This is a genomic window from Aeromonas sp. 2692-1, assembly GCF_013085505.1.
GTDB lineage: Bacteria > Pseudomonadota > Gammaproteobacteria > Enterobacterales > Aeromonadaceae > Aeromonas > Aeromonas hydrophila.
This window is the reverse complement of the sequence record NZ_CP038513.1, coordinates 3924212-3940078: the sequence shown is the minus strand read 5'-3', so window position 1 is coordinate 3940078 and position 15867 is coordinate 3924212. Positions and strand designations below refer to the sequence as shown.

At 62.8% G+C, this 15867-nt stretch carries 13 protein-coding genes; 6 read left to right on the top strand and 7 right to left on the bottom strand.

All coding sequences use genetic code 11. The features are described from left to right. Positions 1–175: 175 nt before the first annotated feature. On the bottom strand, positions 176–1102 hold the full coding sequence (locus tag E5E97_RS18360) for a cation diffusion facilitator family transporter (RefSeq protein WP_011706465.1): 927 nt from the start codon (positions 1100–1102) through the stop codon (positions 176–178). Between the two features lie 169 nt (positions 1103–1271). On the opposite strand from E5E97_RS18360, the gene E5E97_RS18355 reads away from it, so the two are divergent. The 4 genes from E5E97_RS18355 to E5E97_RS18340 all read left to right on the top strand — a co-directional run bounded on the left by E5E97_RS18355 (position 1272) and on the right by E5E97_RS18340 (position 7483). Then, positions 1272–4331: an FAD-binding and (Fe-S)-binding domain-containing protein gene (locus E5E97_RS18355; protein ID WP_171280728.1), complete on the top strand. Its 3060-nt coding sequence runs from the start codon at positions 1272–1274 to the stop codon at positions 4329–4331. Next, positions 4331–4819: a hypothetical protein gene (locus E5E97_RS18350; protein ID WP_166463908.1), complete on the top strand. Its 489-nt coding sequence runs from the start codon at positions 4331–4333 to the stop codon at positions 4817–4819. Before E5E97_RS18355 ends, E5E97_RS18350 begins: the two co-directional genes overlap by 1 nt. A gap of 126 nt (positions 4820–4945) precedes the next feature. Next, positions 4946–5407, top strand: coding sequence for a hotdog fold thioesterase (locus E5E97_RS18345; RefSeq protein ID WP_073350701.1), 462 nt, complete (start codon positions 4946–4948; stop codon positions 5405–5407). 180 nt (positions 5408–5587) lie between these two features. Beyond that, positions 5588–7483 (top strand): DEAD/DEAH box helicase, encoded by a 1896-nt coding sequence (locus E5E97_RS18340; protein ID WP_171280727.1) that lies wholly within the window; start codon positions 5588–5590, stop codon positions 7481–7483. A gap of 372 nt (positions 7484–7855) precedes the next feature. Here the strand turns inward: E5E97_RS18340 and E5E97_RS18335 are convergent, their stop codons facing one another. Together E5E97_RS18335 and rnt are read right to left on the bottom strand one after the other, a co-directional pair. Next, positions 7856–9178: a Na+/H+ antiporter family protein gene (locus E5E97_RS18335; protein ID WP_024944876.1), complete on the bottom strand. Its 1323-nt coding sequence runs from the start codon at positions 9176–9178 to the stop codon at positions 7856–7858. A gap of 259 nt (positions 9179–9437) precedes the next feature. Then, a complete protein-coding gene (rnt, locus tag E5E97_RS18330) occupies positions 9438–10097 on the bottom strand; it encodes a ribonuclease T (RefSeq protein ID WP_171280726.1) in 660 nt (219 codons plus the stop codon). A 148-nt stretch (positions 10098–10245) separates the two neighbouring features. On the opposite strand from rnt, the gene E5E97_RS18325 reads away from it, so the two are divergent. Together E5E97_RS18325 and E5E97_RS18320 are read left to right on the top strand one after the other, a co-directional pair. Continuing rightward, positions 10246–12219, top strand: coding sequence for a methyl-accepting chemotaxis protein (locus E5E97_RS18325; RefSeq protein WP_171280725.1), 1974 nt, complete (start codon positions 10246–10248; stop codon positions 12217–12219). A gap of 68 nt (positions 12220–12287) precedes the next feature. Continuing rightward, the gene (locus E5E97_RS18320) at positions 12288–13163 is read left to right on the top strand and encodes an OmpA family protein (RefSeq protein WP_024944879.1); all 876 of its coding nucleotides are present in this window, start codon (positions 12288–12290) and stop codon (positions 13161–13163) included. Between the two features lie 65 nt (positions 13164–13228). Here the strand turns inward: E5E97_RS18320 and gloA are convergent, their stop codons facing one another. The 4 genes from gloA to rsxG form a co-directional block, all read right to left on the bottom strand. After that, positions 13229–13642 (bottom strand): lactoylglutathione lyase, encoded by a 414-nt coding sequence (gloA, locus tag E5E97_RS18315; RefSeq protein WP_011706456.1) that lies wholly within the window; start codon positions 13640–13642, stop codon positions 13229–13231. 132 nt (positions 13643–13774) lie between these two features. Further along, positions 13775–14416, bottom strand: a complete 642-nt coding sequence (gene nth, locus E5E97_RS18310) for an endonuclease III (protein WP_017408071.1) — start codon at positions 14414–14416, stop codon at positions 13775–13777. A 14-nt stretch (positions 14417–14430) separates the two neighbouring features. After that, on the bottom strand, positions 14431–15189 hold the full coding sequence (locus tag E5E97_RS18305; RefSeq protein ID WP_024944880.1) for an electron transport complex subunit E: 759 nt from the start codon (positions 15187–15189) through the stop codon (positions 14431–14433). A 16-nt stretch (positions 15190–15205) separates the two neighbouring features. Continuing rightward, positions 15206–15838, bottom strand: a complete 633-nt coding sequence (rsxG, locus tag E5E97_RS18300) for an electron transport complex subunit RsxG (protein WP_016351104.1) — start codon at positions 15836–15838, stop codon at positions 15206–15208. Positions 15839–15867: the final 29 nt, after the last annotated feature.

The window sequence follows — 15867 nt, the reverse complement described above, 5'->3', positions numbered from 1 at the left end:
GCAACTTCGGGGATTGTCCATGATGGGCAATAAAACCTCGGGTTAAAAGTGAGCCCTGATGATAACGGGAATCCCGTATTTGGCAAGAGGGGGGCGGGAAGCACCGGGGGAGACGCGCTCGCCCAGCGGGCGACAAAGGCGGGCGGAGCTTGCCAGGCAAGCCCCGCCGTGCGGCTTACAGCCAGCGTTTCTCGCGGGTGAAGCAGACCGACAGCCAGGCGTCCCCCAGGGTATCGCCGAGGCGGGACCAGAGCTCCTGGCGCAGGGCATCCTGGCGCTCGACGGGCCACTCCTGGCCGGGGGCTACCAGAATGTTGAGTTCGAGATCGAAGCGGCGGCCACTTTTCGCCAGATGGCTGTAGCACTCGATGCCATGGCGCAGGCGCAGGGCCTCGACTTCGCTTGCCACCAGCCGGGAGACATCCCCCTTGGGGGCGATCTTCAGCACTTCCCGCAGGTTGCGACCGAGCACCTTGATGGGGATGAGGGTGGCGCACAGGGCCAGCAGCGAGACCAGCACCGGGTCTATGTAGCGGTTGTAGTGGCCGTAGCCGATGGCATCGAGGCCGATGGCGACCACGAAGCCGATGAGCAGGGTGGTGCTGAGCAGGGTGTCGACCAGCCACTCCTTGGAGTCCACCCGCACCAGCTCGGAGTTGACCCGCTCGGCCACGTCGGCCTCGACCCGGTAGATGATGCCGCAGAAGAAGGTGGAGACAACGGCATAGATGAGGGCATGGCCGAGATCGATCTCCCGTCCGCCCGCCAGCAGGGTGGTGAGGCCGTTGTAGAGGGCCGCCAGGCAGAGCAGCAGAATGATGGTGCCGTTGATGACGTTGGCGATGGGCTCGAAGTGGGCGTAGCCGTATTGAAAACGGGCGTCGGAGGGGCGGGTAACCAGGTAGGCGGTGATGAGTCCGAGCCCCGTCATGCCCATGCTGAACAGGGTGAAGATGCCGTCCAGCATGATGGCGTTGGAACCGACGAACAGGCCATAGCCGATCCCGAAAATGGCAAAGGTGATGCAACCAAACAGCGACAGGGTCAGCGCCTGTTTTTCGGTGCGAATAAGCGTACTGATAACATGGCTGTAATGAGCCATAAAAGTCCTCCTTTCAAATGGTGAAGATTGCGCGCGCAAGCGGTTTTCTAGCTGATATACTGCCCGCTCACATGTGAGCGGACTGGTTCGGGGGCCCGCGAAGAGGCTGGCCCGAACGGTCGTTGTCGCCGGAGTTCCGGCATCAAGCAAAGGAAGGGAACAAGGATTCATGATCCCGAGACTCGATTACCAGGACAGTTTGTCACCTACAACCCTGCAGTTTCTTGAGTTGCTGGCGCGATCAGCATTTCGTGGTGATATCGAAAAGTCTTATGCAAGCCGGTTGGCGATGGCGACGGATAACAGCGTCTATCAGGTAGTACCTCAGGCGGTTCTCTATCCGCGCAGTGCGGACGATATTGCGGTGATGCTCAAGCTGGCCCAGGGGCCCGAGTACGCGACCTTGAGTTTCTTCCCTCGCGGCGGCGGTACCGGCACCAATGGTCAATCCTTGGGCGGCGGCATTATCGTCGATCTCTCGCGCCATATGAACCAGATCATGGAAATTAATCTGGAAGAGGGCTGGGTACGGGCCCAGGCCGGGGTGGTCAAAGATCAGCTCAACGCCTATTTGAAGCCCCACGGCTACTTCTTCTCGCCGGATCTCTCCACCTCCAACCGCGCCACCTTGGGCGGCATGGTCAACACCGACGCCTCGGGGCAGGGCTCCTTGGTGTACGGCAAGACCTCGGATCACGTGCTCGGCCTCAAAGCCGTGCTGGAAAACGGCGATCTTATGGCCACCGAGCCGGTGACCGGCCCGCGTCTGGCGGACAAGCTGGCGCTGGAGAGTCGGGAGGGGGAGATCTATCGCACCCTCTATCGCATCGGCCGCGAGCGGCGCGCCGACATAGAGGCCACCTTCCCCAAGCTCAACCGCTTTCTGACCGGTTACGATCTCAAGCACCTCTATCAGCCCGACAGCGACACCCTGGACGTCAGCCGGGTGCTGTGTGGCTCGGAAGGCTCCTTGGGCTTTATCACCGAAGCCAGGCTCAACATCACCCCCATCCCGCGTTACCGCACCCTGGTCAACGTCAAGTACGACAGCTTCCCGTCGGCCCTGCGCAATGCCCCCTTTATGGTCGAGGCCCAGGCGCTGTCGGTGGAGACGGTGGACTCCCGGGTGCTGGGACTGGCCCGCGCCGACATCATCTGGCACTCGGTCAAAGAGTTCATTCAGGAGGTGCCGGGCAAGGATCTGCAGGGGCTCAACATCGTCGAGTTTGCCGACACTGACGAGAATGAGCACAAGGCCAAGGTGGCCGAGCTGTGCCGGCGCATCGATGCCCTGCTGGCCAAGGGGGAGGCGGGGATCATCGGCTATCAGGTGTGCAACCACCTGGCCAGCATCGAGACCATCTACGCCATGCGCAAGAAGTCGGTGGGGCTGCTCGGCAACGCCGAAGGGCGCAAGAAGCCGGTGGCCTTTACCGAAGACACCGCCGTGCCGCCGGAGTCGCTGGCGGACTTCATCATGGAGTTTCGTGCCCTGCTGGATGGCCATGGCCTTGACTACGGCATGTTCGGCCACGTCGATGCCGGGGTGCTGCACGTGCGTCCGGCGCTGGACTTGTGCGATCCCGAGCAGGAGGTGCTGCTGCGGCGCATCTCCGATCAGGTGGTGGCGCTCACCGCCAAATACGGCGGCCTGATGTGGGGCGAGCACGGCAAGGGCTTTCGCTCCGAATACAGCCCGGCCTTCTTCGGCGAGCTGTGGGAGGAGCTGCAACGGGTCAAGGGGGCGTTCGACCCGGCCAACCGCATCAACCCGGGCAAGATCTGCATGCCTTATGGCAGCGGCGCCGAGCTGGTGTCGGTGGATGGGCCCAAGCGCGGCAAGTTCGACCGCCAGATCCCGCTGGCGGTGCGCACCAGCTATACCCGGGCGCTGGATTGCAACGGCAATGGTCTCTGTTTCACCTTCGAGACCGACTCCCCCATGTGCCCCTCGGTCAAGATCAGCCGCGACCGCCGTCACTCTCCCAAGGGGCGGGCCGGCCTGATGCGCGAATGGCTGCGCCAGCTGGCGGAGCAGGGCTTCGATCCGCTGAGTGAGGAGGTGGCGCTGCAAAGCGGTGGTCTGCGCTTCAAGCAGATTGTCGACAAGTTTCGCAACACAGTGGCCCGCGCCCGCGGCGAGTATGACTTCTCCCACGAGGTGATGGAGGCGATGGAGGGGTGCCTGGCGTGCAAAGCCTGCACCAGCCAGTGCCCCATCAAGGTGGATGTGCCCACCTTCCGCGCCCGCTTCATGCAGCTCTATCACAGCCGCTATCTGCGCGGCCCCAAGGATTACTTCGTCGGCACGGTGGAGAGCTATGCCCCCCTGCTGGCCAAGGCGCCGAAACTGGTCAACTTCTTCCTCGAGAAGGAGTGGGCCCAGAAGGCGACCGAGAAGAGCATCGGCATGGTGGACGTGCCGTTATTGAGCGTGCCGACCCTGGCCGAGGAGCTGCGCGACCATCGCGCCCGCTATTTCGACCTGCCGGGGCTGGAGGCCATGAGCCCCGAGCAGCGTCAAAAAGTGGTGCTCATCGTGCAGGATCCCTTCACCAGCTACTACGACGCCCCCGTGGTGCGTGACCTGGTAAAGCTCGCCAGCAAGCTCGGCCTGCAGCCCTATCTGCTGCCGTTCAAGCCCAACGGCAAGCCCCAGCACGTGAAGGGTTTCCTGCGCGCCTTTGCCCGTACTGCGGCCAGCAGCGCCCAGTTCCTCAACAAGGTGGCGGCGCTCGGCATCCCCATGGTGGGGGTCGATCCCTCCCTGGTGCTCTGCTATCGGGACGAATACGTGAAGGCGCTCGGCCCCGCCCGTGGCGACTTCCAGGTGCTGCTGCCCCAGGAGTGGCTGCTCTCCTTGCCGGCCGAGGCGTTGCCGGTGCGAGAAGCGGACGCCAGCGCCGAGCCCTGGTATCTGTTTGCCCACTGCACCGAGAAGACCGCCAAGCCGTCGACCCACGGTGACTGGAGCACCCTGTTCCGCCGCTTTGGTGCCACGCTGCAACCGGTGTCGGTGGGCTGCTGCGGCATGGCCGGTACCTATGGCCACGATGCCAAACAGGTGGAGAACTCCAAGGGCATCTATGGCCTGAGCTGGGCCGAGCCCCTGGCTCGCCTGCCGCAAGCCCGTTGTCTGGCCACCGGATATTCGTGCCGCAGCCAGGTCAAGCGGATGGAGGGGGAGAAACTCAAGCACCCGTTGCAGGCCCTGCTGGAACTGCTCTGATGCTGACCCTGCCCAAGCGGTTTCGGGTGCCGCAAGCCTACCGGCACCCGCACTTCCTGCTGCTGCCGGTCAATCCGACCCAGGCGGTGGTGGAGTTCGTCGCCATGCTGCGCGAGCGCGAGCAGCTTCATCAGCTGTTTCGCCCGGACGATATGTGGCCCTCCGCCAATTTCAGCCTGAGTCAGCACGAGGCCGATCTGGAGTGGCAGCACTCCGAGTTTCTGGCCAAACGCTCCTTTGCCTATGGCCTCTGGAGCCCGGCGCGGGAGCCCGAGTTCTGGGGCGGGGTTTACCTCTACCCCTCGGTGCTGCCGGAGGTGACGGTGGAGCTCTTCTTCTGGAAGGTGGCCGAGGCGCCGCTCACCGATGCCGAACTGGAGGCCGAACTGCGCGCCTGGCTGGGCAAGGTATGGCAGTGGCCCGAGCCGCGCCTGCCGGGGCGGGACCAGCCCTGGGCCGACTGGCCAGGGGTGACCTATCCCTGGTGAGGGTCAACCTCGATGCAAGATGCCCCGGCGTGGGCATCTTTTTTTTTGCTCCTTTTTCGCCGACACTGCTGGTTTGCCGCTACGGCGCAGCGATAACCCGTTGATCACGCAAGGAGTCCGTTCACCATGAGTCAAGAAAGCAGCACCATCTGGCGCAAGCCCATGAGCCTTGAAGGGCTCAACGCCAGCTCTCGCAACACCCTGATGGCTCACCTCGACATCGTCTATACCGCCTTTGGTCCCGACTGGCTGGAGGCCACCATGCCGGTGGATCACCGTACCCATCAGCCGCTCGGCATGCTGCACGGCGGCGCCTCTGTGGTGCTGGCGGAGACGCTGGGATCGCTCGCGGCCAACATGGCGGTCGGGCCTGATAGTTATTGTGTCGGGCTGGAGGTCAATGCCAACCACCTGAGGGCCAAGCGGGAAGGGGTGGTGACGGGGCGCTGCACGCCACTGCATCTGGGGGCGACGACTCAGGTGTGGCAGATAGAAATTCGCGATGAACGTGGTCGTTTATTGTGCACCAGCCGGTTGACCATGGCGGTGCTCAAACACAAGCGGGACAAGGACTCTGGCGAAGCGTGATCTGCAATAACGCACCATGAGTGAAAAATAAGCAAGCCATAGTCGCAAGATCCCTCTATAATTGCCAACGTCTTGAGAGGCTTATCACATTTTTCAAGACAGCAGAACAAAGTGGCGCTATAATCGCCGCCTTTTTGCTATTCCGCGGTGTTAGCCGCCTGCCTTAATCTGGAAGAATCTATGTCTGATACCGAACAACTGCCCCTTTTTAGTGAGCTTGGACTGGCCGCGCCTGTACTGAAAGCGCTGCAGGACGTGGGCTATGAGCGCCCGTCCCCCATCCAGGCCGCAGCAATTCCCCACCTGATGGCGGGCCACGATCTGCTGGGGCAGGCGCAAACCGGTACAGGGAAGACCGCTGCTTTTGCCTTGCCTCTGTTGTCTCGTCTGGAAGCTGGTAACCGCAACACCCAGATCCTGGTGCTGGCACCGACTCGTGAACTGGCCCTGCAGGTGGCTGAAGCGTGCCAACGCTATGCCCACCACATGCCTGATTTCCACGTGCTGCCCATTTACGGCGGCGCCTCCTACGAAACCCAGACCCGCGCACTGCGCCGTGGTGCTCAGGTTGTCGTGGGTACCCCGGGCCGCGTGATGGACCTGATCCGTCGCAAGAACCTGGACCTCTCCGGCCTGAAAGCCCTGGTGCTGGACGAAGCGGACGAGATGCTGCGCATGGGCTTCATCGACGACGTGGACTGGATCATGGAACAGTGCCCGGCCGGTCGTCAGGTTGCCCTGTTCTCCGCCACCATGCCGGAGCAGATCCGTCGTGTGGCCCAGAAGCACCTGAAGCAGCCCAAAGAGATCAAGATCGCCTCCAAAACTGCGACCGCTACCACTATCCGCCAGCGTTACTGGCAGGTGACCGGTCTGCACAAGCTGGACGCCATGACCCGTCTGCTGGAAGTCGAACCCTACGAAGCCCTGCTGGTGTTCGTACGCACCAAGAACGCCGCCGAAGAACTGGCTGGCAAGTTGGCCGCCCGTGGTCACGCCTGTGAAGCGCTGCACGGTGACATCCCGCAGAAGCTGCGTGAGCGTACCGTTGACAAGCTGCGTCAGGGCCAGCTGGACATCCTGATCGCCACCGACGTGGTTGCCCGTGGTCTGGACGTTGAGCGCATCACCCACGTGGTGAACTACGACATCCCCTACGACACCGAATCCTACGTTCACCGTATCGGCCGTACCGGCCGTGCCGGTCGCAAGGGTGAAGCCATCCTGTTCGTGGCACCGCGCGAGCGTCGCATGCTGCGCGCCATCGAGCACGCAACCCGTCAGGCCATCGAGCCGATGAAGATGCCGAGCACCGAGGACATCAACCAGCACCGTCTGACCAAGTTCAAGGAGCGCATCCGCGAAACCATGATGGGCGAAGAGCTCGAGATCTACGTGAACCTGGTGAACGAGCTGATCGAAGAAGACTCTGCCGATCCGCTGGAGCTGGCCGCCGCACTGGCCAAGCTGGTACAGGGCGACCAACCGCTGCTGCTGGATGACTCCATTCCGGATCCGGTGTTCAACGCCGGCAACGATCGCGGTGGTTTCGAGCGTCGTGACTTCAACGACCGTGGTGGCCGTGATTTCGCCGACCGTGGCGATCGCCCGGCTCGTCGCATGCCGTCCCTGGAGCCGCGTCCGCTCAAAGACAACCCAGACGTGGAGATGGAGCGCTACCGCGTAGACGTGGGTGCCCATCACGGCGTCAAGCCGGGCCAGATCGTGGGTGCCATCGCCAACGAAGCGAACATCGAGAGCCGCTTCATCGGCAACATCGACATCGCCGATGACTTCTCCACCGTCGATCTGCCCAAGGGCATGAGCGCCGACGTGCTGGAAGTGATCAAGAAAGCCCGTGTCTGCCAGCGTCCGCTGCAGATCAGCCGCTACACCGAAGTGCCGGCCGGCAGCAACACTGCTCCCCGTCCGCCCCGTGGTGATCGTCCGTTCCGTGGCGACCGTCCTTTCAACAAGGATCGCCGTCCGCAGGGTGACCGTCCCTTCAACAAGGATCGCCGTGAAGGCGGTTTCGACAAGGGTCGCAAATTCGGTGGCAAGCGCCGCGACAGCTAAACCCTGACTGCTAGCTAAAAAGGCCGCTCATCGAGCGGCCTTTTTGTTGCCCCTCGTTAACCCAGGCGACGCCGCAGCGCCGCATGGGGGGATGTGAAAGGGTCAGTCAATGGCACACCGTGGATATCGTCGATGAGCTGCCTGACGTCGTCATGGCTGTATGGGGATGGGGCAGAAAGGAAGAGGCGGGCAAGTGCAGGGTCGTCGCAGGTTGGGGCGAGCCACGCCAGCATAAAAGGAAAGGGGGTAGCAGCAAGAGCAGGCTGAGAGGGGCGCCCGGGCTGGTTTGTCCGGGCCTATGCCATCGCGATGAAGACAGCAAAAAGGCGACCCTGGGGTCGCCTTTTATGTTTATGCATCTATCTTGGGGGCTTAGAGCACCATGGCGGCAATCCAGCCGAAGATGATGAGCGGGATGTTGTAGTGGATGAAGGTGGGCACCACGCTGTCCCAGATATGGTCGTGCTGGCCGTCGGCGTTGAGGCCCGAGGTGGGGCCCAGGGTCGAGTCGGAGGCGGGAGAGCCCGCATCCCCCAGGGCGCCGGCGGTGCCGACCAGAGAGATGGTCGCCAGGGGGGAGAAGCCGAGGTGCAGGCACAGCGGCACATAGATGGTGGCGATGATGGGCACGGTGGAGAAGGAGGAGCCGATCCCCATGGTGATGAGCAGGCCTACCAGCAGCATCAGGAAGGCGGCCAGCCCCTTGTGGCCCGCCATCATGCCGGAGACGGCCTGTACCAGGCTCTCCACCCCGTGGGTCTCTTTCATCACGGCGGCGAAGCCGGCGGCGGAGATCATGATGAAGCCGATGAGAGACATCATGCGCACCCCCTGGGTGAAGGCATCCTGGCTCTCGCGGAACTTGATGACGCCGCCACAGGTGAAGATGACGAAGCCGGCCAGTGCCCCCAGCACGATACTGTTGGTCATCAGCTGCAGCCCCAGCGCCACGGCGATGGCCAGCAGGGCGACCCAGATGTGGTTGAGGTTGAGATCGACCGTCTCCGGCTCGGCGGCCAGGATCTTCTCCAGATCATACTGGCGCGGCTTGCGGTAGCTGAAGAAGACGGCGATCAGCAGGCCGACGAACATGCCCAGCACCGGAATGGCCATCGCCAGCGGCAGCTGGCTGTGCTCGACCGGCACACCGTTGTCGATCAGGTTCTTGGCCAGGATGTTGTTGAGAAAGATGCCGCCAAAGCCCACCGGCAGCAGCATATAGGTCGCGGTCAGGCCAAAGGTGATGACGCAGGCCACCTGACGGCGGTCGATCTGCATCTGGGCCATGACGTGCAACAGCGGTGGGATCAGGATGGGAATGAAGGCGATATGGACGGGGATCAGGTTCTGGGAGGAGATGGAGACCCCCAGCACCGAGCTGAGCAGCAGGGCCTTGACCCAGAGGATGCGGGAACTGCTGGCATCCTTGCCGAGTTGGCTGATCACTTTGCGCGCCAGCAGATCCGTGATGCCGGAGCGGGAGATGGCGACTGCGAAGGCCCCCAGCATGGCGTAGGAGAGGGCGATCTCGGCGCCGCCACCCAGGCCACCGCTGAAGGTGCTGAGGGTCTGCTCGAGGGAGAGACCGCCGATCAGACCGCCGACGATGGCGCCGATGGCGAGAGAGACCACCACATTGATCCGCAGCAGGCTGAGCACCAGCATCAGCGCCACCGCGATAACAACAGGATTCATTTGCTTTCCTTATAGTTTGTGTTGCTGTCTGTCGTGTGAAAGGCAGTTAGTTTGCGAAAAATGTGACAAATGTCGAGTAAAAAATCAGGTGAATGGCCTATCTACAGCATTCCCGGCGGTTCAACCCAGGTAATGAGTCGGGAGAGGTAAAAAACGGTGCTGGATGGGCCTTTCTTCGACATTCTGGTCAAACCAGATGGCCTGCCAAATGGTGCAAGAAAAGAGGCTGCCGTGGCAGCCTCTTGGGAAGGGGGCGTCGTTACTCGCTGGCGTCGTCGGCCACCTCGTCCGGGTGGGCCGGGGGCCAGCCACCCAGGCTCTTCCAGCGGTTGACGATATGACAGAACAGCTCGGTGGTGCGCTCGGTGTCGTAGAGGGCGGAGTGCGCCTCTTTATTGTCAAACGGAATGCGCGCGCTCTGGCACGCCTTGGCCAGCACCGTCTGGCCCAGCGCCAGGCCGGAGAGGGCGGCGGTGTCGAAGGTGGCAAACGGATGGAATGGGTTGCGCTTGAGGCTGGCCCGCTCGGCGGCGGCCATGACGAAGCCGTGATCGAAGGTGGCGTTGTGGGCCACTATGATGGCGCGGCCGCAATCCTGCTCCTTCATCCCCTTGCGGATGCCCTTGAAGATCTCGGTCAGCGCCTCTTTCTCGCTGACAGCGCCGCGCAGCGGATTGAAGGGGTCGATGCCGGTGAACTCCAGTGCCGCTTTTTCCAGATTGGCCCCTTCAAACGGCTCGACATGAAAATGGAAGATCTGGTCGGGCACGAGCCAGCCTTGCTCGTCCATCTTGAGGGTATAGGCGGCGATTTCCAGCAAGGCATCGGTTCTGGCATTGAACCCGGCGGTTTCAACATCGATGACGACGGGGTAAAAGCCACGAAAACGGCCCTTGAGGGTGTGAACAGCGTCGGTCATGGTATCTCGGTCGGCGTGAAATGAGGCGGCATTATGGCAAAAAAGCCGGCCTTTGTCCCTCATCGGCCGCCATCGGCGCGCTGGCCGATTCTATTATCGACACGCGGGCTTATAATTGACCACTTCAACAATGGAATGGGGAGCAACGATGAAGAAGCTGGGATTGGCGCACAAGATGTTGCTGGTGGTCTGCCTGCCACTGCTGGCCTTGCTGTTCTTCTCCGGCCGATACGTCTATGAGCGTTATCGGGTCGAGCAGGAGATGAGTGAGGCTCAGGCCGCACTGGCGGTGGTGCGGGAAGCAGCGCAGCTGGCCCACGAGCTGCAAAAGGAGCGCGGCATGTCGGCCGGCTTCCTGGGTTCTGGCGGCAACAAGTTCCGCGATGCCCTGCCGGTGCAGCGCAAGCAGGTCGATACCCTGCTGCAGCGCTTTCGTGAGGATCCCGCCCTGCTGGCGCTCAAAGAGGTGCAGCAGGAGCTGGCCGGGCTCACCGCCATGCGCGAGCGGGTCAGTGCGCTGGGGGTCGAGGTGGCGGAGCAGGTCAGCTTCTATACCCGGATGATCACCCAGTTGCTGGCGGTGGTGGATCAGATCAGCATCAATAGCCGGGATGCCACCATAGCGCTGCAGACCAATGCCTATGCCGCCTTCTTGCAGAGCAAGGAGCGGATGGGGCTGGAGCGGGCAACCTTGAGCAACGTGTTCGGCCGTGACAGCTTCACGCCGGCGCTGTTGCAGCAGTTCATCTCCCTGTTGGCGGCCCAGAATACCTATCTTGAGCGTTTCCAGGCGGTGGCGAGCTCCTCCCAGCGCCAGCTGCTGGCCGACAGCCTGGCCTCGCCGGTGGTGAGCAAGGTGGCTGCCATGGAGAAGCTGGCGCTGGACAAGGCGGCCAGCGACGGCTTCGGGGTGGATGCCGAGGCCTGGTTTGCCTTGAGCACCGACAAGATCAGCCTGCTCAAGGAGAGTGAAGACCGCCTCTATCAGCAGCTGTCCGAGCGGGTGGATCAGATGCGGGCGAAGAGTGCCAGCGACTTCTGGTGGGCCGCCACCGGAGTCCTGCTGTGCGTGCTGCTCACCAGCTTCGTCTGCTGGCGGGTAGTGCGGGATCTGCATCTGGGCTTCATGGCCCTGCACCATACCTTCAAGCGGCTGGTGCAGGAGAACGATCTGACGGTGCGGGTCAACTGGCGATCCGGTGACGAACTGGGGGCACTGTCGCGGGATCTGAACCACTTCCTCGAACATCTGGAAGGGCTGATGCTGGCGGTGCGCCGCTCCTGCGAGGTGCTGGCCCGCAGCGCCGCCGCCTCGGCCAACGTCATTGCCGAAGTCAACGCCGGGGTGGCCAAGGGGTTTGGCCAGGTGGATCTGGTGGCGACGGCGGCCACCGAGATGGCCTCGACGGTGGCCGAGATCGCGCGCAATGCGACCCAGACCTCGTTGGCGACCCAGCAGGCCATCGGCCGGGCCCGGCAGGGTGATAAGGAGGTGGATCAGACCATCGATGCCATCCAGCAGGTCGCGGGTACCTTGAGTGATACCCAGCAGCTGGTGGACAGCCTGCATCAGGACACCGAATCGGTGGGCGAGGCGCTCAACCTCATCAAGCAGATCTCGGATCGCACCAACCTGCTGGCCCTCAACGCCGCCATCGAGGCGGCCCGTGCCGGCGAATCCGGCCGTGGTTTTGCGGTGGTGGCGGAAGAGGTGCGGGCGCTGGCGTCGCGCACCCAGCAGGCCGCCGACGACATAGAGCGGATGCTGGTGCGGCTGCGGCAGGGGGCCAATCAGGCGGTCACCGCCATGCACCTGGGGACCGAGCAGGCGGGGCTGAGCGTGACCGAGGCCAAGCGGGCGGGCAGCGAGCTGACCGACATCGTTAACGAGGTGCGCAAGGTGAGCGACATGACCGCCCAGGTGGCCACCGCCACCGAGGAGCAGCGCTATGTCACCGACGACATCCAGCACAACGTGATGACTATCCGCGAGGTGTACGAGGCGCATCGCCAGCACTCGGAAACCCTGCAGCAAAACAGCGCCGAGCTGGATCAGCTGGCGCGGGAGCTGGCGGGGCGCATCGCTCGCTTCAAACTGATGGACGCCGCCTCGACCCACTGATCGGTTTGCCCTAAAGCTTGTCCTGCCCCTGCCGATATCTAACCTGAGATCGTGTGGAGGGCAGGCAGTTGAACGCTTGGATGTTGGGGTTGGTCAGCATATCCGTGAGTATGCAGTTACAGGCGGGAGTCACCGAATTCGGTGCCGGCCTGGATCAATCCGTCTGGCGTTTGACCTCCGACACCCAGGTGGAGTGCCGGCTCGAGCACCCCATCCCCAACTGGGGCACGGGGGCATTCGTCAGCCGTGCCGGCCGCAAGATCAATCTGGATTTCGAGCTCAAGGGGCTGCGCCAGCAGGCCCAGACCCAGACGGTCAGCCTGGGCATCATGCCGCCGGTCTGGCGCCCCGGCATCGCCGGGCGTGAAGTGAGCCAGCTGCGCTTTTACCAGCAGTTTGACGGGCTGGTGGAGGGGCAGACCGCCTGGACCATGCTGGACGAGCTGGAAGGGGGGCGCATGCCGACCTTCCAGTACCGCGACTGGTATCGGCAGAATCGACCGGTGCGGGTCTCGCTCTCCTCGGTCAACTTCCGGGTCAAGTATCAGGCCTTCGTGGATTGCCTCAATGGCCTGCTGCCCTACAGTTTCAACGACATCGCCTTCAGCGTGCTCACCTATGACAAGAACAGTGACGAGCTGTCGCTGGCCTCCAAGCGGCGGCTGGCGATGATCGGCGAGTATGTGAAGGTGGACAAGAGCATCGACGTGGTGGTGATCGATGCCTACAGCGACAGCTATGGCGGCCGTTGGCCGAACCAGAAGCTCTCCGAGAAACGGGCCGATGCCATCAAGAAGGTGTTTGTGGATCTGGGCATCGAACCCGGCAAGATCTCGGTGGAGGGGCACGGCGAGAAGCAGCACGTCGCCTCCAACGAAACCGAAGATGGTCGTGCCAAGAACCGGCGGGTGGTGATCAACATGGGCCGCAACGGAGCCATCTGAGGAAAACGAATCCATAAAAAAGAGCGCCTTGGCGCTCTTTTTTGTTTTTCGGGGCTCAGTCTGGATCAGAAACTGTCGCCGAGGCCGCTGCCGGCATCCTTCTTGGCGATCAGCTCAATCTTGTAACCGTCCGGATCTTCCACGAAGGCGATGACGGTGGTGCCGCCCTTGACCGGGCCCGGCTCGCGGGTGATCTTGGCACCAGCGGCGCGCAGCGCCTCGCAGGTGGCATAGATGTCGTCCGCTTCCAGCGCGATGTGACCGTAGGCCGAGCCCAGCTCGTACTCGCTGACACCCCAGTTGTAGGTGAGCTCGATCACCGCTTCATCTTTCTCGTCACCGTAGCCGACGAAGGCCAGGGTGTACTTGTATTCGCTGTTCTCGCTCTTGCGCAGCAGTTTCATCCCCAGCACTCGGGTATAGAAGTCGATGGAGCGTTGCAGATCGCCGACGCGCAACATGGTATGCAGGATTCTCATTGCTCAATTCTCCGGGTAGTGGTTCTTGTGGTATGGGTGCCGCTCAGAGAAGCGGATACCGGCGCTTGGCTCAAGCCCGTGCTCGCCAGGAGCTGCGCCATGGCTGCACCGTTTGCGAGCCGGCAGCCGTGTTCAGCTCTCCGGGTAGACCTTTTCCTTGTACTCGCACAAGTCCTCGATGATACAGGAACCGCAGCGCGGTTTGCGAGCCAGACAGGTGTAGCGCCCGTGCAGGATCAGCCAGTGGTGCACGTCCAGCTTGAACTCGGCGGGAACCACCTTGAGCAGCTTCTCCTCCACCTGATCGACGTTCTTGCCCACCGCAAAGCCGGTGCGGTTGGAGACCCGGAAGATATGGGTATCGACGGCGATGGTGGGCCAACCGAAGGCGGTGTTGAGCACCACGTTGGCGGTCTTGCGGCCGACCCCGGGCAGGGCTTCGAGGGCTTCGCGGTTCTCCGGCACTTCACCGCCGTGGCGCTCCAGCAGGATGGCGCAGGTCTTGATGACGTTCTCGGCCTTGGTGTTGAAGAGGCCAATGGTCTTGATGTACTCCTTGACCCCGTCTACCCCCAGTTCCAGCATGGCCTGGGGGGTGTTGGCCACCGGGTAGAGCTTGTCGGTGGCCTTGTTGACGCTGACATCGGTGGCCTGTGCCGACAGCAGCACGGCGATCAGCAGCTCGAACGGCGTCTTGAAGTTGAGCTCGGTGGTGGGGTGGGGGTTGTCGTCCCGCAGTCGCTCCAGTATCTGCCTACGTTTCTGATTGTTCATGGCTCTCTCTTGGCTTAGAGCTGGGTCGCGCGGGCACCCGCGGCCGGCACGCTGCAGTGGGCCTTTTCGGCGCTTTGCTTGCGACCCATCCAGTCGTTGATGGCGTTCTTGCCGGCGATCATCAGGCCGAGACCGATGAAGCCGCCAGGGGGCAGGATTGCCAGCAGCAGGCTGGCATCGGCGTGGAACAGCTCGATGCGCAGTGACTTGGCCCACTCTCCCAGCAGCAGGTCGGCACCGTCGAACAGGGTGCCCATGCCGATGATCTCGCGCAGCCCGCCCAGCACCAGCAGCACCAGAGTAAAGCCGAGCCCCATCATGAAGCCGTCGAGGGCCGCCAGCAGCGGCGGGTTCTTGGAGGCATACGCCTCGGCCCGGCCGATGATGACGCAGTTGGTGACGATGAGGGCGATGAAGATGCCGAGCGCCTGATAGAGGCCGTAGGTGTAGGCGTTCATCAGCAACTGCACGCTGGTCACCAGCGCCGCGATGATCATCACGTAGACCGGAATGCGGATATCCTTGGGCACCAGGTTGCGCACCAGCGAGATGGCGAGGTTGGAGCTGACCAGCACCGCCATGGTGGCGAGGCCGAGTCCCAGCGCATTGGTGAAGGTGGAAGAGACCGCCAGGGTGGGGCACAGACCCAGCACCTGCACCAGGGAGGGGTTGTTCTTCCATAGCCCCTGCAGCATCAGCTCCTTGAGTTCTTCGCGGCGGCCATTGCTCTCGCTGAGCGGGCTCTGCCCGTCAATCACATCGACTTGTTCCATAGCTTGTGCTCCGGCGTTAGGGGGTGGCGTCACAGGCGGGGGCGTCGCGCAGCAACTCTGGGTGCTCCTGTTGCAGCAGCAACAGGTTTTTCACCGCCTTGACCACGGCCCGGGGGGTGATGGTGGCACCGGTGAAGGCGTCGAACTCGCCGCCGTCTTTCTTCACGGCCCAGCTGGCTTCATTGTCGTGGCTGAGAAACTTGCCGACGAAGCTGTTGATCCAGTCCGACTTCTTCAGCTCGATCTTGTCGCCAAGGCCGGGGGTTTCCTTGTGGGCCAATACCCGCACCGCGCTCACGGCGCCCTTGGCATCGGTGCCCACGATGAGGCGAATGGCCCCACTGTAGCCGTCGGGGGCGACGGTTTCCAGCGCATAGCCGGTGATTTCGCCCTGCTTGGTCGCGGTGTAGAGCGGCATGGACTGATCGCTGCCCAGATAGCGTCGGCTCTGCACCAGCTTGCAGCTGGCGACCAGATCGTTGTCATAGCTCCCCTCCGGCAGCAGGGCGGAGAGGGTGCGCAGCTTCTCCAGCTGCTGCTGATGGGCGATCCGCCCCTGGGTCAGCTCGTTGGTCAGCACCACCACGGCGGTGCAGGCGAGGGCAAACAGGGCGAGAGTGACGCCGTTTTTGCGCATGCTCTTTAACATTGCATCATTCCTGAGGGTGAGGTGTGCGC